Origin of the sequence: Streptomyces argenteolus, assembly GCF_042902585.1 — a bacterium.
Taxonomy (GTDB): domain Bacteria; phylum Actinomycetota; class Actinomycetes; order Streptomycetales; family Streptomycetaceae; genus Streptomyces; species Streptomyces argenteolus.
The window spans coordinates 1,171,798-1,190,838 of sequence record NZ_JBIBEG010000002.1 but is presented as its reverse complement, the minus strand read 5'-3'; the positions used below and the strand labels follow the sequence as shown (position 1 = coordinate 1,190,838).

Annotated in this window: 20 protein-coding genes and 1 pseudogene; 3 read left to right on the top strand and 18 right to left on the bottom strand. The window is 72.1% G+C overall.

The window, feature by feature from the left end:
- Nucleotides 1–108 precede the first annotated feature (108 nt).
- From ACFY8O_RS11900 to ACFY8O_RS11870, 7 genes and pseudogenes are all read right to left on the bottom strand, one after another.
- Nucleotides 109–339 (bottom strand): hypothetical protein, encoded by a 231-nt coding sequence (locus ACFY8O_RS11900; protein WP_003969918.1) that lies wholly within the window; start codon nucleotides 337–339, stop codon nucleotides 109–111.
- Between the two features lie 79 nt (nucleotides 340–418).
- Nucleotides 419–1,261: pseudogene (locus tag ACFY8O_RS11895) on the bottom strand (TROVE domain-containing protein); the annotation flags it as partial.
- 203 nt (nucleotides 1,262–1,464) lie between these two features.
- Nucleotides 1,465–2,922, bottom strand: a complete 1,458-nt coding sequence (locus ACFY8O_RS11890; protein WP_387900847.1) for an alkaline phosphatase PhoX — start codon at nucleotides 2,920–2,922, stop codon at nucleotides 1,465–1,467.
- Nucleotides 2,923–3,123: 201 nt separating this feature from the next.
- Nucleotides 3,124–4,605 (bottom strand): hypothetical protein, encoded by a 1,482-nt coding sequence (locus ACFY8O_RS11885; protein ID WP_387900845.1) that lies wholly within the window; start codon nucleotides 4,603–4,605, stop codon nucleotides 3,124–3,126.
- 393 nt (nucleotides 4,606–4,998) lie between these two features.
- Nucleotides 4,999–6,243, bottom strand: coding sequence for an RNA polymerase sigma factor (locus tag ACFY8O_RS11880; protein ID WP_387901128.1), 1,245 nt, complete (start codon nucleotides 6,241–6,243; stop codon nucleotides 4,999–5,001).
- 8 nt (nucleotides 6,244–6,251) lie between these two features.
- Nucleotides 6,252–6,659, bottom strand: a complete 408-nt coding sequence (locus ACFY8O_RS11875) for a YciI family protein (RefSeq protein ID WP_145802462.1) — start codon at nucleotides 6,657–6,659, stop codon at nucleotides 6,252–6,254.
- A gap of 272 nt (nucleotides 6,660–6,931) precedes the next feature.
- Entirely contained in the window at nucleotides 6,932–7,564 is a 633-nt protein-coding gene (locus tag ACFY8O_RS11870) for a DUF4232 domain-containing protein (RefSeq protein WP_387900843.1), read from the bottom strand.
- Between the two features lie 150 nt (nucleotides 7,565–7,714).
- On the opposite strand from ACFY8O_RS11870, the gene dapA reads away from it, so the two are divergent.
- Nucleotides 7,715–8,602 (top strand): 4-hydroxy-tetrahydrodipicolinate synthase, encoded by an 888-nt coding sequence (dapA, locus tag ACFY8O_RS11865; RefSeq protein ID WP_387900841.1) that lies wholly within the window; start codon nucleotides 7,715–7,717, stop codon nucleotides 8,600–8,602.
- Here the strand turns inward: dapA and dapD are convergent.
- Nucleotides 8,599–9,597 carry a 2,3,4,5-tetrahydropyridine-2,6-dicarboxylate N-succinyltransferase gene (dapD, locus tag ACFY8O_RS11860; protein ID WP_387900839.1) on the bottom strand — a complete coding sequence of 333 codons (999 nt, stop codon included), beginning with the start codon at nucleotides 9,595–9,597 and terminating at the stop codon, nucleotides 8,599–8,601. The genes dapA and dapD overlap by 4 nt on opposite strands.
- On the bottom strand, nucleotides 9,594–10,814 hold the full coding sequence (locus ACFY8O_RS11855) for an MFS transporter (protein WP_145802453.1): 1,221 nt from the start codon (nucleotides 10,812–10,814) through the stop codon (nucleotides 9,594–9,596). Before ACFY8O_RS11855 ends, dapD begins: the two co-directional genes overlap by 4 nt.
- An 86-nt stretch (nucleotides 10,815–10,900) precedes the next feature.
- Here ACFY8O_RS11855 and ACFY8O_RS11850 point away from each other — a divergent pair, with 86 nt between their 5' ends.
- On the top strand, nucleotides 10,901–11,779 hold the full coding sequence (locus tag ACFY8O_RS11850) for a winged helix-turn-helix transcriptional regulator (RefSeq protein ID WP_145802452.1): 879 nt from the start codon (nucleotides 10,901–10,903) through the stop codon (nucleotides 11,777–11,779).
- A gap of 6 nt (nucleotides 11,780–11,785) precedes the next feature.
- Here ACFY8O_RS11850 and ACFY8O_RS11845 read toward each other — a convergent pair whose 3' ends face one another.
- Nucleotides 11,786–12,334, bottom strand: coding sequence for a TetR/AcrR family transcriptional regulator (locus tag ACFY8O_RS11845; protein ID WP_387900837.1), 549 nt, complete (start codon nucleotides 12,332–12,334; stop codon nucleotides 11,786–11,788).
- The gene (locus tag ACFY8O_RS11840) at nucleotides 12,334–12,654 is read right to left on the bottom strand and encodes a DMT family transporter (protein WP_145802448.1); all 321 of its coding nucleotides are present in this window, start codon (nucleotides 12,652–12,654) and stop codon (nucleotides 12,334–12,336) included. Before ACFY8O_RS11840 ends, ACFY8O_RS11845 begins: the two co-directional genes overlap by 1 nt.
- Before the next feature lie 247 nt (nucleotides 12,655–12,901).
- Between ACFY8O_RS11840 and ACFY8O_RS11835 the strand changes: the two genes are divergently transcribed.
- Nucleotides 12,902–13,945 carry a hypothetical protein gene (locus tag ACFY8O_RS11835; RefSeq protein ID WP_387900835.1) on the top strand — a complete coding sequence of 348 codons (1,044 nt, stop codon included), beginning with the start codon at nucleotides 12,902–12,904 and terminating at the stop codon, nucleotides 13,943–13,945.
- Nucleotides 13,946–14,000: 55 nt separating this feature from the next.
- On the opposite strand, the gene ACFY8O_RS11830 is transcribed toward ACFY8O_RS11835, so the two are convergent.
- The 7 genes from ACFY8O_RS11830 to sufD all read right to left on the bottom strand — a co-directional run bounded on the left by ACFY8O_RS11830 (nucleotide 14,001) and on the right by sufD (nucleotide 18,999).
- Nucleotides 14,001–14,363, bottom strand: coding sequence for a VOC family protein (locus ACFY8O_RS11830; protein ID WP_145802446.1), 363 nt, complete (start codon nucleotides 14,361–14,363; stop codon nucleotides 14,001–14,003).
- Nucleotides 14,364–14,617: 254 nt separating this feature from the next.
- Complete coding sequence (locus ACFY8O_RS11825) at nucleotides 14,618–14,956, bottom strand: metal-sulfur cluster assembly factor (protein ID WP_145802444.1); 339 nt, start codon at nucleotides 14,954–14,956, stop codon at nucleotides 14,618–14,620.
- Complete coding sequence (sufU, locus tag ACFY8O_RS11820; protein WP_167526128.1) at nucleotides 14,953–15,408, bottom strand: Fe-S cluster assembly sulfur transfer protein SufU; 456 nt, start codon at nucleotides 15,406–15,408, stop codon at nucleotides 14,953–14,955. The genes ACFY8O_RS11825 and sufU overlap by 4 nt, the downstream gene beginning before the upstream one ends.
- Nucleotides 15,409–15,434: 26 nt before the next feature.
- Nucleotides 15,435–16,703, bottom strand: a complete 1,269-nt coding sequence (locus ACFY8O_RS11815; protein WP_145802442.1) for a cysteine desulfurase — start codon at nucleotides 16,701–16,703, stop codon at nucleotides 15,435–15,437.
- Nucleotides 16,700–17,491 (bottom strand): Fe-S cluster assembly ATPase SufC, encoded by a 792-nt coding sequence (gene sufC, locus ACFY8O_RS11810; protein ID WP_387900832.1) that lies wholly within the window; start codon nucleotides 17,489–17,491, stop codon nucleotides 16,700–16,702. The genes ACFY8O_RS11815 and sufC overlap by 4 nt, the downstream gene beginning before the upstream one ends.
- A 7-nt stretch (nucleotides 17,492–17,498) precedes the next feature.
- Nucleotides 17,499–17,816: a bifunctional 3-phenylpropionate/cinnamic acid dioxygenase ferredoxin subunit gene (locus ACFY8O_RS11805; RefSeq protein WP_014156911.1), complete on the bottom strand. Its 318-nt coding sequence runs from the start codon at nucleotides 17,814–17,816 to the stop codon at nucleotides 17,499–17,501.
- A gap of 1 nt (nucleotide 17,817) precedes the next feature.
- Nucleotides 17,818–18,999: a Fe-S cluster assembly protein SufD gene (sufD, locus tag ACFY8O_RS11800; RefSeq protein WP_387900830.1), complete on the bottom strand. Its 1,182-nt coding sequence runs from the start codon at nucleotides 18,997–18,999 to the stop codon at nucleotides 17,818–17,820.
- Nucleotides 19,000–19,041 lie beyond the last annotated feature (42 nt).

Here is a 19,041-nt window from a genome sequence, read left to right as displayed (position 1 = left end):
GCCCGGGCCCCCGGGAACGGCTTCCGGGGCACCCGACGGCTGTCATCCGTCAGGTGCCCCGGATCCGGAGAGTCTCCGGTGGGACGCTGTGCGTGCTCGTTCGCTCTCTCAGAGCTTGGTCAGCTTGGAGTACGGGCTCAGGATCCTCCCCTGGCGCCCCGAGAAGTCGATGAGCACCGCGTCGTTGTCGCCCTCGACGGCGAGAATTCGCCCGAGACCGAACTGGTCGTGCGACACCCTGTCGCCCACATCGAAGCATTCGACCGGTGGGGCCTCCTGGGCCGGGCGGTTGAAGGGACTGGAAGGCAGGTGACGCCGGGAACCGGCTGACTGTTTCATTACGGTCGAGTATGCGCCCTGGGAGCCGCCGACGCCATGCCCGACCGCTCCGGAGCGGTCAGTAGTGCCGCATTCGTAATCAGCGCTTCCAGGGCCAGACCGCGCTCCTGCCCGCTTCCAGCAAGGGCACCATGCGGAACGCCGCGTCGGAAAGACCCCCGAACGTGTGGCGGTTGTCGCTTCCGGACGGGGCGTGCCCGAGCCGGTATCCGGCGAGGTTCCAGGTGTAGACGGGCACGGTCGGCGGGATGCCCTCGGTGGCGTCGCCGTAGTGGGTGAAGGAGGCCTGCTCGTCGGTGACGATCAGTACCCGGTCGTGTGCGCGGTAGTGCCCGCGCACCGCCCCCGCGGTGTCGGTCCCGCCGAGGTCGCCGAAGCGCTCCAGGATCCTGAGTACGGATTCACCCCTGCGGTACCCCACCGGCGCGCTGCTCGTCCCGAACTCGACCAGGTCGGCGTCATCGGCCCGCAGCGCCGGCGCGGCACCGAAGACGGGCGCCGCGTCGGCCCGGTTCAGCTGGGAGCGCTCCGACAGCGGGGACCACATCGAGCCGGAGCGGTCGACCAGGACCAGTGTGCGACCGCGAAGCGCCGGGACGTTTTCCAGGGAGTGCCCGAGCGCCTGCTCCAGCGGGTGGGCCCAGCGCAGCGACGGCGCGTGCTGGTACGCCGCGAGGTAGCGGAAGGGGAACTGCCGCGAGGCCGCGACGGCCTGCGGATCGCTGATCCGCGCCGCCACCCAGGCCGCGACCTCGTCCGAGACCCCCGCCTCGTCGAAATTGCGCAGGTTGCGCACGAGCGCCATGGCTCCCATGGACGGGATCACGGCCTCCCAGGCCTCCGCGTCCATCGGGCCCTGCAGCCAGCCCGCGAGCGCCTCCCAGGTCATGCCCGCCTCGGCCAGCCGGTCCGCGCCCCCGGGCGACCGTCGAATGACGAAGTAACCGTCGCCCGCGCACCGGGCACCCTGCGCTCGTGCCTCCCGAGGTCAGGACGGCTGCGGCGTGATCTCGTGAAAGGAAGGAGCCGCTGCCTTCGCACCGGGAGGTGCATGGCCATGACCTTAGGAGAACAGCCGCGCGGCGGGCGAGAGGATTTCCCTCCCCCGGCGCCGCGCGTGCCGCGTCACTTGTTCGGCTGGCGCTTCCACGGGCCCGTGATGGCGAGCATGATGCCCGGGCTCTGGATGTTGGCGAACAGCGTCTTTCCGTCGGGCGAGAAAGTGACCCCGGTCATCTCGCTGTAGGAGGGGTCCTCCTCCGTTCCCTCGTTCAGCTCGTTGCGCGCGATCGGGTAGGTACGGCCGCTGTCGGTCGCCCCGAAGAGGTGCTGGATGCCGTTGCCGTCCTCGGAGATGACGATGCCGCCGTAGGGCGAGACGGTGATGTTGTCCGGGCCGTCGAGGGCACCGTCCACGGACGGGTCCGGGTTGACGCCGAGCAGGACCTTCAGCGTGATGGTGCGGCGCTTGGGGTCGTAGAACCAGACCTGGCCGTCGTGCGCCACGGGGCTCTCGCCCCGGGCGAACGAGGAGACGAAGTAGGCACCGCCGTCGCCCCACCACATGCCCTCCAGCTTGCGGGCGCGGGTGACCTGGCCGTCGGTGAACTGCTTGCGCACGGAGACCGTCCTCGCGTCGCGGTCGGGCACGTCGACCCAGTCCACGCCGTAGACGGTCCCGATCTCGGTGGCGCGGGACAGGTCGTCGACGAACGCGCCCTTCTTGTCGAAGCACTTGGTGGCCTGGAGGACACCGGCGTCGTCGGCGAGGGTGCGCAGCTTGCCGCGGCCGTGCCGGAAGCCCTTCGGCGGGACCCAGCGGTAGAGCAGGCCGTTGGGGCCGGACGCGTCCTCGGTCAGGTAGGCGTGCCCCTGCTTCGGGTCGATGACGACGGCCTCGTGGGCGAAGCGGCCGAAAGCCTTGATGGGGCGGGGGTCGCGGTTGGCGCGCTTGTCGTACGGGTCGACCTCGAAGACGTAGCCGTGGTCCTTGAGGAGGCCGTTCTTGCCTGCCTTGTCCTCGGTCTCCTCGCAGGTGAGCCAGGTGCCCCACTCGGTGCTGCCGCCCGCGCAGTTGGTCGACGTACCGGCGATGCCGACCCACTCGGCGGTACGGCCGTCACGGCGTGTCTCCACGACGGTGCAGCCACCGGCCGCGACCGGGTCGTAGACGAGCCCCTCGGTGAGCGGGACGGGGTACTCCCAGCCGGCCCGGGTGCCGCTCAGCTCGTGGTTGTTGACGAGGAGCGTGACGCCCCGGGGGCCCTCGAAGGCGGCGGTGCCGTCGTGGTTGGAGGGGGTCGGCTCGCCGGTCTCCAGCTTGGTGACACCGCTGTGCGTGAGGACGCGGTACGCGAATCCGGCGGGCAGCGCGAGGATGCCGTTCGGGTCGGGGATCAGCGGGCCGTAGCCCAGCTCCTTGCCGTGCCCCTTGTCCTGCTCACCGTGGCCGTGGCCGTGCCGCGCGTCCTCCGCGGCGAGAGCGCCGGGCGCGGTGGCCAGGGCGCCGACGGCGCCGGTGAGAGCGATGCCCGCCCCGGTGAGGGCTGACTGTCTGGTGAATTCCCTGCGCGTGACTGACATCGCGGACTCCTGCGGGTATGTGGCCGGGTGGTTGGCGTGATCACGCTCTCTCCCCCGGCCCAACACCAGTTGAACGACGCACGACGTCGAGCGGGCTCTCGGATCAAGCCCTCCGGCGATCAGGGACAAATCGACCCGCCGCGCGGGGTTCCGGCCGGGCGCGGATCACCGCGCCTGGCCGAAAAGCCTCCCCGCCCCGGCTCAGCCCTTCGCGCGCGAACGCGCCTTGAAGGCGGCCTTGCGGGCCTCCTTCGCGATCTTCCGGTCGCGGTGCAGCCGCCCCACCGCGTCGAGCACCTCGGACGTCGCGGGGTGGTCGACCCGCCAGGCCTCGTCGAAGAAGCCGCTGTGCTGGCCGGAGAGGCCCTCGACCAGCTCCTGGAGCTCGTCCAGGTCGCCGTCGGCGTCCAGTTGGGCGGCGATCGTGTCGACGGCGAGCCAGAAGATCATCGACTCCGGCGGAGCGGGCACGTCCGTCGCGCCACGCTCCACGAGCCAGACGCGCGCCAGCCCGCCGAGTTCGGGGTCGCCGAGCACCGCGCGCACCGCGGGCTCCGCCTCGGGCCCCACCAGGGCGAGGGCCTGCTGGCAGTGGAGCCTGCGCAGCGGGGCGCGCCGGTCGGCGCCGCGTGCCGCGCCCAGGAGTTCGGCCGCGGCGGCCTCGGCCTCGTCGGCGCCGCGCCGGGCGAGCCACAGCCCGACCTCGGAGCGCGCGGCCTCCTCGGGGTAGTAGGCGATGCCGTCGAGGAGCGCGTCGGCACCCTTGTCGGCGAGGTCGCCGACGGCAGGCGCGTCCACCCCGGCCTCCTGCATCCGCTCCCGGATGCCGTAGAGCCCGAGCGGGGTCAGCTTCACCAGGCCGTAGCGGGTGATGTCCTCGTCGTCGGCGGGCGGTGTGGCCTCCTCGCCCTCCTCGGTCAGCAACGCCTCGTCCACCGGCCGGTATTCGACGATGCCGATGGGTTCCAGCACCCGGAACTGTTCGTCCAGCCGCATCATCGCCTCCGAGACCTGTTCGAGGACGTCGTCGGTGGGCTCGCCCATGTCCTCGGGCACCACCACGGAGGCGGCGAGGGCCGGCAGCGGCACCGGGGCGTCGGCGGGGCCCGCCTCGGAGACGGTCAGCAGGTAGAGGTTGGCGAGCACGCCGTCGAGGAACTCGGCCTCCGCCTCCGGGTCCCAGTCCAGGGCGTCGAAGTCGACGCTGCCGTCCTCGCCGATGAGGTCGGCGAAGTCGTCGAAGGCCGGGGCGGTGGCGTCCGCGTGCACGGCGTCCAGGCCGTCGAGCCAGATCGCGAGGACGTCCTGCGGGGATCCCGAGGTGAGCAGGGCGAGATTCTCCCCCGCGGTGGCGGTGCCCTCGGCGTCGTCGCCCGCGGTCTCGTCCAGACCGTCCTCGTCCTGCGGGTCCTCCACGTCGACGAGCCCGGTGTCGACGGCGAGGCGCCAGGCCTCACTGGCGTACGCGGCGCCGTCCTCGTCGTCGGCGAGCCCCAGGTGCTCGGCGGCGGCGGGCAGTTGGGTCTCGACGAGTTCGCCCCCGGCGCCGACCCGCGTCCCCGGCCCGGCCCAGCGGGCGAGGCGGACGGCGCGGACGAGCAGCGGAGCGGCCAGCGCGTCCCGTGCCAGCTCGGCCTCGGAGTGCAGCCGCACCGGCGGCAGGGAGGGGCGCTCTGCGGACATCAGGGGATTCTCCTCGGGGCGTGCGCGGGCTGTGTGCGGGGCCGGACCGGTCTGTACGGGTCCTCGGCCGCGGCCCCAGCGTAGACGCCTTTCGTCCCGAGCCGCCCGGTTCTCCCGCAGGCCGGCCGCGAGGCCGCGCACGGGGGGCGGCCGGGGACACCACCGCCGGTCGCGCCCTGCTGGTCCCGGGCCCGCCTCCTGTGCGGCACCGGGGTTCCCGCCGGTCCCACGCGCTCGCGGCCACCGGGGAGTCGGCCCGGCGGACGTGTCCCGTCGACGCCCACTGCCGTCGCCTCCCGCAGGTCGCCCTCCTCGCGCCCGGCGTCCGCCACGCGCGAGGAGGGCGACGCCAAGAAGGCCGCTCCGGGGCGCCCCGGAGCGGCCTGCGCCGCGTCAGCGGGGCCGGTGTGCGTTGAGGCGGGCCGCCTGGCGGGTGAGGTGGTCGCGCTCGGCGAGGTCGTGGGCCTTGTGCGCCGCCTCGGCGTACAGCCGTGCCGCTGTCGCCAGGTCACCGTCCCGCTCGTGGAGGTAGGCCGCCACCGCCGTGTGGCGGGGCAGTGCGGCGTCCAGCTCCGCGAGTGCCGCGAGCCCGGCGCGCGGTCCGTCGGCCTCACCGACGGCCACCGCGCGGTTGAGCCGGACGACGGGGTTGCCGGTCAGGCGCGTGAGCTCGTCGTACCACTCGACGATCTGCACCCAGTCGGTCTCCTCCGCGGTGGGCGCGTCCGCGTGGAGCGCCGCGACGGCGGCCTGGGCCTGGAACTCGCCCAGCCGGTCACGGGCGAGGGCCCCCTGGAGGATCGCGACGCCCTCGGCGATCGCATCGGTGTCCCACAGGCCGCGGTCCTGCTCGGCGAGGGGCACCAGGCTGCCGTCCGCCGCGGTCCGGGCGGCACGCCGGGCATGGTGGAGCAGCATGAGGGCGAGCAGTCCCGCCGCCTCCGGGTGGTCGACCCGGGCCGCGAGCTGCCGGGTGAGCCGGATGGCCTCGGCGGCGAGGTCGACGTCGCCGGAGTACCCCTCGTTGAAGACCAGGTAGAGGACGCGCAGCACGGTGGCCACGTCGCCCGGCCGGTCGAACCTCACGCCGGAAACCGTGCGCTTGGCCCGGCTGATGCGCTGCGCCATGGTCGCCTCGGGCACCAGATAGGCCTGGGCGATCTGCCGGGTCGTCAGTCCGCCCACGGCGCGCAGGGTGAGCGCGACCGCGGACGACGGGGTGAGCGAGGGGTGGGCGCACAGGAAGTAGAGCTGGAGCGTGTCGTCCGCCGCCGGCGCGGGGCCGGGTGCCGGCTCCTCCTCGACACGGTCCTCGCGCCGGCGCCGGGCGGCATCCGCCCGGGTCGCGTCGAGGAACCGGCGCCAGGCCACGGTGACCAGCCAGCCCTTCGGGTCCCTGACGGGCTCCCCGCCGCCCGCGCCGAAGCCGCCTCCCTCAGCGGGCCCGCCGTCCCCACCGGGCCCGCCCTCCTCGCCGCCGGACCCGGTTCCCGGGGAGGAGGATCCGGCGGGCCGGACCCGGAGCGCCTCGACCAGTGCGTCCTGCACCGCGTCCTCGGCCGCCGCGAAGTCGGCCCCGCGGCGGACGAGGACGGCGAGAACGCCCGGGATGAGACTGCGCAGCAGGGCCTCGTCCATCGGTGCGGTCACTCCGTGATGGTGGGAGGCGCCGACAGGAACGGCCGCACCTCCAGCCATTCGTGGATCGGCTTCCCGCCCGCCCCGGGGGCGGCCGAGAGCTCCCCGGCCAGCTCGACGGCGCGTTCGCGGCTGTCGACGTCGATCACCATCCATCCGGCGATGAGGTCCTTGGTCTCGGCGAACGGGCCGTCGGTGACCGGCGGGCGCCCCTCACCGTCGTAGCGGACCCACATCCCCTCGGGGGCGAGCGCCTGGCCGTCGACGAACTCGCCGGTCCCCTCCAGCCGGGCCGCGAAGTCGTGCATGTACTGCATGTGCGCCGAGATCTCCTCGGGCGTCCACCGGTCCATCGGCACGTCGTTGACCGCCGCCGGGGCGCCGCGGTAGTGCTTGAGCATCAGGTACTTGGCCATCGTGTTCCTCCTCGCCGTGGCGACCCGTCGTGGTCGCCTTCACAGCGGGGACGGAGCCGGTCACGGATTCTCGACATCGCCGTCCAGGTTTCTCAGGACTTCTTTCGCACGGACCCCGGTGAGCCCTCGCGCGGGGTCCGGTCCACAGCCTGGCACGCGCGCGCCGGGGTCCGGGGCCGACACCCGCCGGCGCGGGAATCCGGCGGCGGCACGGACCGGGAGGGCGGGGGTACCGCCGCGGACGTGCGCACGGGCCCGGCGCCGTAGGCCGGTCATCCTGTCGTGCTGGTGCGCCAGGCGGTCGTGTTCAGCTCGTCCATCAGGCGCAGGTCGTGACCTTCGAGCGGGAAGACGCGCGCGCCGGTGTCCGGGGCCGCGGAGATCTCCAGGGCGTCGCCCTCGATGAGGTCGCTGCCCTCCTCGGTGGAGACCCAGGCCAGGGTGGACCGGACGGCCCCGCCCGGCTTCAGCATGACCTCCTCGGGGCCCTCGTCGTTGCCGAACATCGAGCCTCCCGGGTTCACGGGGACGGCGAGGCGCTCACCCTCCTCCCCCAGCGCGCGGACGGCGGGATACCCGTGGACGCGGTACGGCTCCTTCCCGCAGTTCGTCAGCGTGAGCACCACCGCGCGGTGGAACATCGCCGTCTGGACCTCGCCCATGTCCACGGTCACCCCCGCCGGGGGGCAGTCTCCGGTCACGGCCGTCGGGGACGGCGCGCCCTGGGCGGGTGCGCCTGCCGGGGTGTCCGGGACCTCGACGGCGGGCACGGGCGACGGGGCGGCGGGGCTGCCCGCCGGAGCCGGCTCCCCCTCCCCCGCGGGCACCAGGAAGCCGGCGCAGCCGGAGAGGCTGAGTACGGCCACCGTGCACAGGGCGGCCGGGATCGTCTTCCGTACGCACATACCGTGCACCCCACCCCTGGAACGGCCCGTCGTCCATCAGTTCGATCATGTCAGACCGAGGCCGGCGGGTACGACAGTTCAGCATCTCTTGGCCTTCACCCCGAGCAGATCTAAGTGGACCCGCGCGGACCGGGCGCCGAGACTGCGGAGATGACATCCCACACGGCCAGGCCCTTCGGCCGCTCCCTCTGCGCCATGATCACTCCGTTCACCGCCTCGGGTGACCTGGACCTGGACGCCGCCCGCCGGCACGCCGCCGGGCTCGTCGCCGAGGGCTGCGACGGCCTCGTGCTGAGCGGCACCACGGGCGAGTCCCCGACCACGACGGACGAGGAGAAGACCGCCCTGCTCCGGGCGGTCCGTGAGGCGGTCGGCGGATCGGTCCCGCTCCTCGCGGGCGTCGGCAGTTCCGACACCCGGCACACGGTCCGGCTGGCGCAGGAGTCCGAGGCCGCGGGCGCCGACGGGCTCCTGGTGGTGACGCCCTACTACAGCCGCCCGCCGCAGGCGGCCGTGGAGGCCCACTTCCTGCGGATCGCGCAGGCCACGGGCATCCCGCTGATGCTCTACGACATCCCCGGCCGCACCGGCACGAGGATCGAACCGGACACCCTCCTGCGCCTCTCGGAGCACCCGCGCGTCGTGGCGGTCAAGGACTGCTCGTACGACCTGCTCGCGGCGACGAAGGTGATGGCGCGCACCACGCTGGCCTACTACTCGGGCTGCGAGGAGCTGAACCTGCCGCTGTACGCGCTGGGCGGGGCGGGTTACGTCAGTACGGTCGCCAACGTGGTCCCGCGCCGGATGCGGGCCGTCCTGGACGCTTTCGACGCCGGTGACACCGCGGAGGCCGCACGGCTGAACGGGCTCGCCGTGCCCCTGGTGGAGGCGATGATGGCCTCGGGCCTGCCCGGCACGGTCACGGTCAAGGCGCTGCTCGACGCGGGTCCGGTCCGTGAACCGTTGCAGCCCGCCGGCCGCGAGGCGGTCGGCGGGCTGCGCAGGGTGTACGAGGAACTCCTCGCGGCTACCGCTTAGTTGTGACTGTGCAGGATGTCGTTGAGCCCGCCCCAGACCGCGTTGTTCGGGCGGGCCTCGACGGCGCCGGTGACCGAGTTGCGGCGGAAGAGGATGTTCGAGGCGCCGGAGAGCTCGCGGGCCTTGACGACCTGCCCGTCGGGCATCGTGACGCGGGTGCCGGCCGTGACGTACAGCCCGGCCTCCACCACGCACTCGTCGCCGAGCGCGATCCCGACGCCGGCCTCGGCGCCGATGAGGCAGCGCTGCCCGATGACGATGCGCTCCTTGCCGCCGCCGGACAGCGTGCCCATGGTGGAGGCGCCGCCGCCGATGTCGGAGCCGTCGCCGACGACGACACCCGCGGAGATGCGGCCCTCGACCATGGAGGTACCGAGGGTGCCCGCGTTGAAGTTCACGAAGCCCTCGTGCATCACGGTGGTCCCCGAGGCCAGGTGGGCCCCGAGCCGGACCCGGTCGGCGTCGGCGATGCGCACGCCCTTGGGCGCGACGTAGTCCGTCATCCGGGGGAACTTGTCCACGGAGGTGACCTGGAGGTGCAGGCCCTCGGCGCGGGCGTTGAGCCGGACCTTCTCCAGGTCGTCGACGGCCACCGGGCCCAGCGAGGTCCAGGCGACGTTGGCGAGGAAGCCGAAGATGCCGTCGAGGTTCTGGCCGTGGGGCTGGACGAGCCGGTGCGAGAGCAGGTGCAGCCGCAGGTAGGTGTCGTGCGCGTCGAGCGGCTTGTCGTCGAGCGAGGAGATGACCGTGGAGACGGCGACGATCTCCACCCCGCGGCGCGCGTCCACACCGATGGCCCTGGCCGCGCCCTCGCCGAGGCGGTTCACCGCCTCCTCGGGGCTCAGGCGCTGGGTTCCGGCCGGGCCGGGCTCGGCTGCGAGCTCCGGGGCGGGGAACCAGGTGTCGAGGACGGTGCCGTCACCGGCGATGGTGGCGAGGCCGGCGGCGACGGCGCCGGTGGTGCGGGCGGAACCCTGGGAAGTCGTGTCGGTCATGACCGAAACCTAACCGCCCGAGCCCCGCGCGGGCGAACCGGTCTCAGCGTCCGGGAGGGTTGCCGCACCCGCCGCGCCGCGAGTACGGCCAGGCCCGCGCCACCGGCGAGCACGGCGCACAGGGGCCAGAGCAGCGCGGGCGCCGCGGTGTACAGCGCGCCGCCCAGGGGCGGGGCGAGCACCTGGCCGCTGATCGAGGCGCCCGCGTACAGGCTCTGGAACCGCCCCTGCGCGTGCCGGGGGGCCTCGTCGGCGACATAGGCGGTGGCCGTGGTCTTGTAGAGGATCTCGCCCAGGGTCAGCGAGGCCATCATCGCGACCGCGTACAGCGTCCCCGCTCCGGGGATCAGCATCGCGTACCCCAGCCCGACCAGCAGCAGTCCGGCCCCGACCACGGTCAGCGGCGCCCGGCGGCGCAGCGCGTGCGCGGCGGGGAGTTCGAGGCAGAGGATGACGCCCCCGTTGATCGCGATCAGCCAGCCGTAGAACTGGGCACCGTGCCCGTGGTCGGCGAGGAAGACGGGCAGGGTGGAGTACTGCTGGCGGTAGACGAGGTCGACGCAGACGATCGCGGCCAGCAGGACCGGTAGCGCGGGTCTGGCCCGGAGTTCGCTCCACAGGCCCGGCGCCTGCGGATCGTGTGCGGGCACCGAATGCGCGGTGCCGCGGGCCGGCAGGATCGCCGCGGCGTAGGCGGCGAAGAGCAGGGTGCCGAGGCCGTCGGCGAGGAAGAGCCAGTCGTACGAGAAGCGCGCGGCGATCAGGGCGCCGAGCGGGGGACCCACGGTGAAGCCGCCGTTGGAGGCGAAGCGGGTGAGGGCGAAGCTCTGGCGGCGCCCGCCCTCGGGGACCGAGACGGCGACGAGCGCGGAGTTGGCGGCGCGCACGACTCCCGAGGCGTACTGGGCGAGCGGCAGCACCGCGTACAGGGCGGGCAGGGGCAGCACCGGGAGGGTGACGAGCGCCGCCCCGCTGACGCAGGCCCCGGCCAGGAGCATCCGCCGGTGGCCGTAACGGTCGCCGAACCAGCCGCCGGTGAAGTTCCCCGCGACGAGGCCGGCCCCGCCGACGCCGCTGATCACACCCGCCTCAGCGACGGACAGGCCGCGCGGGCCGGTCAGGTAGAGGAAGAGGTAGACGAAGGTGAAACTCACGACGGCGTTGAGGAAGGCGCCGAAGGCCAGGAGCCTGACGGTCCTCGGTATACCGCGCAGCATGTGTCCCCCGACCCTAGTGAGTTCCTTTTGGGAACGGACTATGGCAGCCTGGCATCCGCAGGTCAACCGAACGAGGAGGCGGTCACGTGCCGCAGCGCACCAGCCTGGCCGACGCCGACTGCGCGATCGCCCAGGCGCTCGATGTCGTGGGCGACTGGTGGACCCTGCTCATCGTGCGCGACACCGCGCGCGGGGTGCACCGCTTCGACGCGCTCCAGCACGAGCTGGGGGTGTCCCGGAAGGTGCTCACCGAGCGGCTGCGTCTGCTGACGGACGCGGGCGTGCTGGCGCGGCACCCGTACCAGGACCGGCCGGTCCGACACGAATACCGGCTCACCCCGCGCGGGCGCGCGCTGCTGCCGGTGCTCGTCGCGCTCCAGGACTGGGGCGACGCCTGGGTGCTGGGAGAGGGAGAGACGATGGCCACGGCCGCGGAGGATTCCAGGGAGGCCGCCCGGGTCCAGGCGCTCGTGGGCACCCGGCTGCCCGAGCTGGAACTGCTGGGCCACGACGGCGGGTCGCACGACCCGGTCGCCGCCACCCCGTACACCGTCCTGTACTGCTTCCCCGGCGCCTACGCGCGCGGGGACTCCTATCCGCCGGGGTGGTCCTCGATCCCCGGCGCGCGCGGCTGCACCCTCGAGTCGTGCACCTACCGCGACCGGCTGGCCGAATTCACCGAGGCGGGCGCGACGGTGCACGGGGTGTCGACCCAGCGCCCGGACGAGCAGCAGGCGTTCGCCGAGGCCGAGGGGCTGCGCTTCGTGCTGCTCTCCGACGCGGGGCTGGCGCTGACGGCGGCTCTGCGGCTCCCGACGTTCCGCGCGGCCGGCGTCAGCCGGATGAAGCGGCTGACGCTGGTGGTGGACCGGGACCGGACGGTCGTCGAGGCGCTGTACCCGATCACGGACATCGAGGCGAGCGTGCGGGCCGCGCTGGCGGCCGTGCGCCGGGGCTCCGCCTGACCGGGCTCAGTGGGCGGCCCCGGCCACGACCCTCGCCAGCATCTCCCTGGCGTACTCCGCGTCGAAGTCTCCCCCGGTGAGCAGCGCCTGGAGGCTGATCCCGTCCATCAGGGCGACGAGAGCCCGCGCGGTGGCCGGGTCGGACCGCGGGACGATCAGCGCGGCCAGGCCGTCGGCCCACTCGGCGGCGACGGGCCGCAGGGCGGGACGGCGCAGGGCCGCGAGACAAAGCTCGCGCTCCAGCTCCATCGGTCCGCGCCCGCCCGCGAGCCATTCCCCCAGCAGCCGGGCCAGCTCGTCGGCGAGCGGGACCGCGGGGTCGGAGAGCCGGGCGCTCTCACGGACCGTGGCGGCGAAGGTCTCGTTCCACCGGCGCAGGGCGGCGACCAGCAACTCGTCGAGCGAGGCGAAGTGATAGGTGGTCGAGCCGAGCGGCACGTCGGCCTCCGCCGCCACCGAGCGGTGGCTGAGGCCCGCGATGCCCTTGGCCCTCACGACCCGGACGGCCGCGTCGATGATGCGCTCGCGCCGCTCGGGGTCGTACCGCCGGGCCATCAGTGGGCTCCTCCGAGATTGAGGACCACGACGCCCGCGACGATCAGCGCGATGCCTGCCAGCTTCGCGGGCCCCGCGGCCTCGCCCATCCAGATGATCCCGATGGCCGCGACGGCCGCCGTGCCCACGCCCGCCCAGATCGCGTAGGCGGTACCGATGGAGAGTGTCCTGAGGGTCTGGGCGAGCAGCGCGAAGGCCAGCACGTAGCCCACGACCGTGACGAGCGAGGGCCACAGCCGGGTGAACCCCTCGCTGTACTTCATGGCCGTCGTCCCGGCCACCTCCGCCGCTATCGCCGCGGCCAGCAGTCCGTATCCCATGCGTACGAGCGTACACAACGGTGTGTACAGCCGTACACATGACCGTCCCGCCCGCCCTCGCCCCGGTCGGGGCAGGGTTCGGGGTGGTCCGGGGACGCTACGGTGTCCGGATCGGCAGGGCCGATGACCGGACGATACGAACAACGGAGTGGTAGTGGCGCAGGACGCAGGGTGGGGCGGGGGCGCCTACGGGGGCGCACCGTACGGGGGCGGTCCTTACGGGGGGCCGCCGGGCTGGGGTGGCTGGGTGCCGCCGCCGAAGCCAGGGGTGATACCGCTCGCCCCGCTGAAGCTGGGAGACCTGCTGGGCGGGGCGTTCTCGACGATGGGCCGGTACGGGAAGCAGCTGTTCGGCATGGCGGCGGCCCTCTACGGCGGCGCCGCGCTGCTGATGGTGGCGGCGGTCGCCGTCGCCTACTCCGCGGTCGCCGACCACCTGGAGCGGGTGATCTCGCTCAGCTACGAGGAGGAGGCCGCGTCCTCCGACATCGTGCCGCTCGTGGTCTCGGGCGCGCTCCTGCTGCTGCTCGGCATCGGCGTCATGGCACTCGTCTCCGGGCTGATGTACGCGGCGGTGCCGGCCGTTCTTCAGGAGGCGGTGCTGGGCAGGTCCGTCTCCTTCGGCACGGTGTGGCGCAGGGCCGGGTCCCGTGTCACCCCGGTGATCGGCACGGTGGTGCTCACCGCGCTGATCGCGGTCGTCCCCATGATCCTGCTGATGGTCGCCTTCATCGCGGTGATCGTCAGTCTCCTCACGATGGAGAGCGGTGGCGCCGGAGCCGCCACCGCGACAGGACTGGGGGTGCTGGGAGCGCTGCTGACCGGGCCTCTGGCGGTCTGGCTCTGGATAAAGTTCTGCCTGGCGCCGGCGGTCGTGGTCTTCGAGGGCCAGGGGCCGTTCGCTGCGCTGCGCCGTTCGTCCCAGCTGGTGCGGGGCGACTGGTGGCGGATCTTCGGCATCACCCTGCTGGCCGTCGCGATGGCCGCCGCGGCCGGGTACGTCATCCAGATGCCGTTCTCGATCCTCGGTATGTTCCCCGGCGTGATCGGGACGTCCTCGATGGGCGACGACCCGAGCACCGCGGCCGTGCTGGTCGCGGTCAGCGGCTATCTGGTGGCGACGCTGCTCGGACAGCTGGTGAGCCAGATCATCTCGACGACGTTCCCGCAGCTGGTGGTCGGCCTGCTCTACGTGGACCGGCGGATACGGACGGAGAACCTCGGCCCGGTACTCGCCGAGGCCGCCGGCCTGCCGCAGCAGAGCCCGCCCCCGTACGGCGGCGGGCTCTGACGCCCTCCCGTGGGCCCCGCGCGCGAGGCGCCGGGGTCCACGGGGCGTCAGGGGCTCAGTCCACCAGCGAGTTCTTCGGGCTGAGCACGCAGAACTCGTTCCCCTCCGGGTCGGCCAGCACGACCCAGGTCACCTCGCCCTGCCCGATGTCCACGCGCCGCGCGCCGAGGCCGATGATCCGCTCCACCTCGGCCTCCTGGTCGTCGGGGGCCAGGTCGATGTGGAGCCGGGTCTTGGAGGTCTTCGCGTCCGGCACGGGGACGAAGCACATGCCGGGCAGGGCGGACGGGTCCGCCCCGATGACGATTTCCTCCTCGTCCTCGAACAGCACCTTCCAGTCCAGCACCGCACACCAGAAGCGGGCGAGCGACGGCAGGTCGTGGGTGTCCACGGTGAGTTGGTACATGCGAACCGACATGCCCGCCAGTCTGCCCGGCGGACACCACCCGTGTCACGGATCAGGGACGGAGGCCGTGGAACGCCCCGGCGGACACACCCGGCCGCCCGGACCGGCCTCACGCCCGGCCCCGAGTCGGCGATCCCACCCGGACCGTGGCGCCGGAGCCCACCCGGAATCGAGCCGGCGGCGGGCACGGGACGCACGTACGGCGGACGGCCGACGCGAAAGAACGGCCCCCGGCGTGTGCCGGGGGCCGTTCTGGACGTCAAGGCTCAGACGTTGAAGCCGAGCGCGCGCAGCTGCTCACGGCCGTCGTCGGTGATCTTGTCCGGACCCCACGGCGGCATCCAGACCCAGTTGATCCGCAACTCGCTGACGATGCCGTCGGTCGCGGACTTCGCCTGGTCCTCGATGACGTCGGTCAGCGGGCAGGCCGCGGACGTCAGCGTCATGTCGAGGGTGGCGATGTTGGCGTCGTCGATGTGGATGCCGTAGATCAGCCCCAGGTTGACGACGTCGATCCCCAGCTCGGGGTCGACCACGTCGTACAGCGCCTCGCGGACCTCCTCCTCGGAGGCCGGCTTGGTCGTCAGAGTCTCGTTCTCGCTCATGCCGTCTTCCCTTCGGACAGCGCCTTCGCCGTCGCGTCCTTCCACGCCATCCAGCTCAGCAGCGCGCACTTGACCCGGGCCGGGTACTTGGAGACCCCGGCGAACGCGACGGCGTCCTCCAGGATCTCCTCCATCGCGTCGTCCGGCTCCAGCTGGCCCTTGGACTGCATCAGCTCCAGGAAGGTCTCCTGGATCTTCTGCGCGTCCCCGAGTTCCTTGCCGACGAGCAGTTCGTTGAGCACGGAGGCGCTCGCCTGGCTGATGGAGCAGCCCTGGCCCTCGTAACTGACGTCGGCGACGGTCTCGCCGTCGTACTTCACACGGAGCGTGATCTCGTCGCCGCACGTCGGGTTGACGTGGTGCACCTCGGCGTCGCCGTCCCGCAGGCCACGCCCGTGGGGGTGCTTGTAGTGGTCCAGGATCACTTCCTGGTACATGGAATCAAGCTTCACCAGTCAACCCTCAGCCGCTCTGCCATCTAACCGAAAAAGTTCCGCACGTGCTCCAGGCCGTCCACCAGGGCGTCGACCTCGGCGGGCGTGGAGTACAGATAGAACGACGCTCGCGTGGTCGCGGGAATTCCGTAGCGCAGGCAGACCGGCCGTGCGCAGTGGTGCCCGACCCGGACGGCGATGCCCTGCTCGTCGAGCACCTGGCCCACGTCGTGGGGGTGGATGTCGCCGAGCGTGAAGGAGATCGTCGCCCCGCGGTCCTCGGCCGTCGCCGGGCCGATGATCCGCAGGTCGGGGACCTCCAGGAGCCGCTGCACCGCGTACCGGGTGATGGCCTCCTCGTGGCGGTGGATGTTCTCCATGCCGATCGAGGTGAGGTAGTCCACCGCCGCACCCAGTCCGACCGCCTGGGCGATCGGGGGCGTGCCCGCCTCGAACTTGTGCGGAGCGGGGGCGTACGTCGAGGAGTGCATCGACACGGTCTCGATCATCTCGCCGCCACCGAGGAACGGCGGCAGGTCCTCGAGGAGCTCGTGCCGGCCCCAGAGCACGCCGATCCCCGTCGGGCCGACCATCTTGTGGCCGGTGAAGGCCACGAAGTCGGCCTGGAGCGCCTGCACGTCGAGCACCATGTGCGGGGCCGCCTGCGAGGCGTCGATGCACACGAGCGCGCCGACCTGCTGGGCCCGGCGGATGATCTTCTCGACCGGGTTGATCGTGCCCATGATGTTGGAGACCAGCGTGAAGGAGACGATCTTCGTCTTCTCCGTGATGATCTCGTCGATGTTGGACAGGTCCAGGCGGCCGTCGTCGGTGATGCCGAACCACTTCAGCTTCGCGCCGGTGCGCTGCGAGAGCAGCTGCCACGGCACGATGTTGGAGTGGTGCTCCATCTCCGTGGTGACGATCTCGGTGTCGCTGTCGACCCGATAGGGCTCGTCCGCCCAGCCGAGCATGTTCGCGACGAGGTTGAGCGACTCCGAGGCGTTCTTGGTGAAGATCACCTCGTTGCGGCTGGGCGCGTTGATGAAGGCCGCGACCTTGTCGCGAGCGCCTTCGTACAGCGCGGTCGCCTCCTCCGCGATCGTGTACACACCGCGGTGGACGTTGGCGTTGTGCCGCTCGTAGTACGCGCTGAGCGCGTCGAGAACCTGGCGCGGCTTCTGCGAGGTCGCAGCGCTGTCCAGATAAACGATCTTCTTGCCGTCGTGGACCGTGCGGTCCAGGATCGGGAAGTCCTTACGGATCGCCTCGGTGTCGAGGAGGCCGGAGAGCCCCTGTCGGGCGTCAGTCACGCGACCGTACCTCCTGAGTTCGCTCCGCTCACGGGGCCACCCTTCACGTACGCCTCGTAGCCCTCGTTCTCCAGCTTGTCGGCGAGCTCGGCGCCGCCGGACTCGGCGATGCGGCCGTTGGCGAAGACGTGCACGAAGTCGGGCTTGATGTAGCGGAGGATCCGCGTGTAGTGCGTGATCAGCAGGGTGCCGACCTCGCCGCCCTCGCGGACCCGGTTGACGCCCTCGGAGACGACACGCAGGGCGTCGACGTCGAGGCCGGAGTCGGTCTCGTCGAGGATGGCGACCTTCGGCTTGAGAAGCTCCAGCTGGAGGATCTCGTGGCGCTTCTTCTCACCGCCGGAGAAGCCCTCGTTGACGTTGCGCTCGGCGAAGGCGGGGTCCATCTGGAGGTCCGCCATCGTCTCCTTGACCTCCTTCACCCACGTACGCAGCTTGGGGGCCTCGCCACGGATGGCGGTGGCGGAGGTGCGCAGGAAGTTGGAGACCGAGACGCCGGGGATCTCGACCGGGTACTGCATGGCGAGGAACAGGCCCGCGCGGGCGCGCTCGTCGACGGACATCTCCAGGACGTCCTCGCCGTCCAGGGTCACCGTGCCACTCGTGATCGTGTACTTGGGGTGACCCGCGAGCGAGTAGGCGAGGGTGGACTTGCCGGACCCGTTCGGGCCCATGATGGCGTGCGTCTCGCCCTGCTTCACGGTCAGGTCGACGCCCTTGAGGATCTCCTTCGTGGCGTTGTCGGCCTCGACGGAGACGTGCAGGTCGCGGATTTCAAGCGTTGCCATGGGTGACTCAGGACTCCTGGGTGACGGAGACGAGCACATCGTCCCCTTCGATCTTGACGGGGTATACGGGGACGGGGCGCGTCGCGGGAAGACCGGACGGCTTGCCGGTGCGGAGGTCGAAGCTCGATCCGTGCAGCCAGCACTCGATCGCGCAGTCCTCCACCTCGCCCTCCGACAGCGAGACGTTCGCGTGCGAGCAGATGTCGTTGATCGCGAACACCTCGCCCTCGGTGCGGACGACGGATACCGGCGTGCCGTCGAGCTCCACCCTCTTGGGGGTGTCGTCCTCCAGCTCGCTCAGCGCACAGGCTTTGACGAAGGCCATCTCAGACCGACGCCTTCAGCTCGGCCTCGATCTTGTCGAGGAGCCTGGCCTCGACGTCGGGCAGACCGATCTGCTGGACCAGCTCGGCGAAGAAGCCGCGCACGACGAGCCGCCGGGCCTCCTCGGCCGGGATGCCGCGGGACTGCAGGTAGAACAGCTGCTCGTCGTCGAAGCGGCCGGTCGCCGAGGCGTGGCCCGCGCCGACGATCTCGCCGGTCTCGATCTCCAGGTTCGGCACGGAGTCGACCCGGGCACCGTCGGTGAGAACCAGGTTGCGGTTCATCTCGTAGGTGTCGGTGCCTTCGGCCGCGGCCTGGATGAGCACGTCACCGATCCACACGGCGTGGGCGTCGTCGCCCTGGAGCGCGCCCTTGTACACCGCGTTGGACTTGCAGTGCGGGGTGTTGTGGTCGACCAGGAGACGGTGCTCCTGGTGCTGGCCCTTGTCGGTGAAGTACAGGCCGAAGAGCTCGGCCTCGCCGCCGGGGGCCGCGTACGCGACACGGGGGTGGAGCCGGACGAGGTCCCCGCCGAACGTCACGACGATCGACTTGAAGGAGGCGTCCCGGCCGACCAGCGCGTTGTGCTGGCCGACGTGCACGGCCGTGTCGTCCCAGTCCTGGACGGAGACGACGGTCAGCTTGGCGCCGTCACCCAGGACGTAGTCGACGTTGGCCGCGAGCACGGCGTCACCGGTGTGGTCGATCACGACGACGGCCTCGGCGAAGGCGCCCAGCTCGACGACCTGGTGGCCGTAGGCCACACCGCCCTCGCCGTGCACGGTGATCCGGACCGGCTCGCTGAGCACGGCCTCCTTGGCGACCGTGACGACCGAGGCGTGCTGGAAGGAGGAGTACGCCTGGGCGGCGACCCGGTCCACCGGGGTACCGGCCCTGCCGAGGCGGGCGTCGTCGCGACCCACGGTCTCGACCGTGACACCCGCGGGCGCCTCCACGACGACCTTCACGCCGTCGCCGGTGGCGACCGCGGTGCCGTCGTGCAGACCGCGCAGGCGCTCCAGCGGCGTGAACCGCCACTCCTCCTCGCGGCCGTGCGGGACCGGGAAGTCCGCGACGTCGAAGGACGGGGGCGCGCTCATGCGCGTGGCGACGGTGGACTCGGCCGCCACCGCGATGGAACCGGCGGTCGTCGAACCGGCCGGGATGTTCTGAGCCTCAGCCATGGCTGTCGTAGTGCTCGCTTTCTCAGTCAGATGTCAGGGGGA

Bases quoted from the DNA above. Each gene is read 5' to 3' on its own strand.
- sufC (WP_387900832.1), bottom strand. From the start codon at position 17,491: ATGGCAACGCTTGAAATCCGCGACCTGCACGTCTCCGTCGAGGCCGAC.
- dapD (WP_387900839.1), bottom strand. From the start codon at position 9,597: ATGACCGACACGACTTCCCAGGGTTCCGCCCGCACCACCGGCGCCGTC.
- ACFY8O_RS11825 (WP_145802444.1), bottom strand. From the start codon at position 14,956: ATGAGCGAGAACGAGACTCTGACGACCAAGCCGGCCTCCGAGGAGGAG.
- dapA (WP_387900841.1), top strand. From the start codon at position 7,715: ATGACATCCCACACGGCCAGGCCCTTCGGCCGCTCCCTCTGCGCCATG.
- ACFY8O_RS11875 (WP_145802462.1), bottom strand. From the start codon at position 6,659: ATGGCCAAGTACCTGATGCTCAAGCACTACCGCGGCGCCCCGGCGGCG.
- ACFY8O_RS11870 (WP_387900843.1), bottom strand. From the start codon at position 7,564: ATGTGCGTACGGAAGACGATCCCGGCCGCCCTGTGCACGGTGGCCGTA.
- ACFY8O_RS11855 (WP_145802453.1), bottom strand. From the start codon at position 10,814: ATGCTGCGCGGTATACCGAGGACCGTCAGGCTCCTGGCCTTCGGCGCC.
- ACFY8O_RS11840 (WP_145802448.1), bottom strand. From the start codon at position 12,654: ATGGGATACGGACTGCTGGCCGCGGCGATAGCGGCGGAGGTGGCCGGG.
- ACFY8O_RS11805 (WP_014156911.1), bottom strand. From the start codon at position 17,816: ATGGCCTTCGTCAAAGCCTGTGCGCTGAGCGAGCTGGAGGACGACACC.
- ACFY8O_RS11900 (WP_003969918.1), bottom strand. From the start codon at position 339: ATGAAACAGTCAGCCGGTTCCCGGCGTCACCTGCCTTCCAGTCCCTTC.
- ACFY8O_RS11880 (WP_387901128.1), bottom strand. From the start codon at position 6,243: ATGGACGAGGCCCTGCTGCGCAGTCTCATCCCGGGCGTTCTCGCCGTC.
- ACFY8O_RS11890 (WP_387900847.1), bottom strand. From the start codon at position 2,922: ATGTCAGTCACGCGCAGGGAATTCACCAGACAGTCAGCCCTCACCGGG.
- ACFY8O_RS11885 (WP_387900845.1), bottom strand. From the start codon at position 4,605: ATGTCCGCAGAGCGCCCCTCCCTGCCGCCGGTGCGGCTGCACTCCGAG.
- ACFY8O_RS11830 (WP_145802446.1), bottom strand. From the start codon at position 14,363: ATGTCGGTTCGCATGTACCAACTCACCGTGGACACCCACGACCTGCCG.
- sufD (WP_387900830.1), bottom strand. From the start codon at position 18,999: ATGGCTGAGGCTCAGAACATCCCGGCCGGTTCGACGACCGCCGGTTCC.
- ACFY8O_RS11845 (WP_387900837.1), bottom strand. From the start codon at position 12,334: ATGGCCCGGCGGTACGACCCCGAGCGGCGCGAGCGCATCATCGACGCG.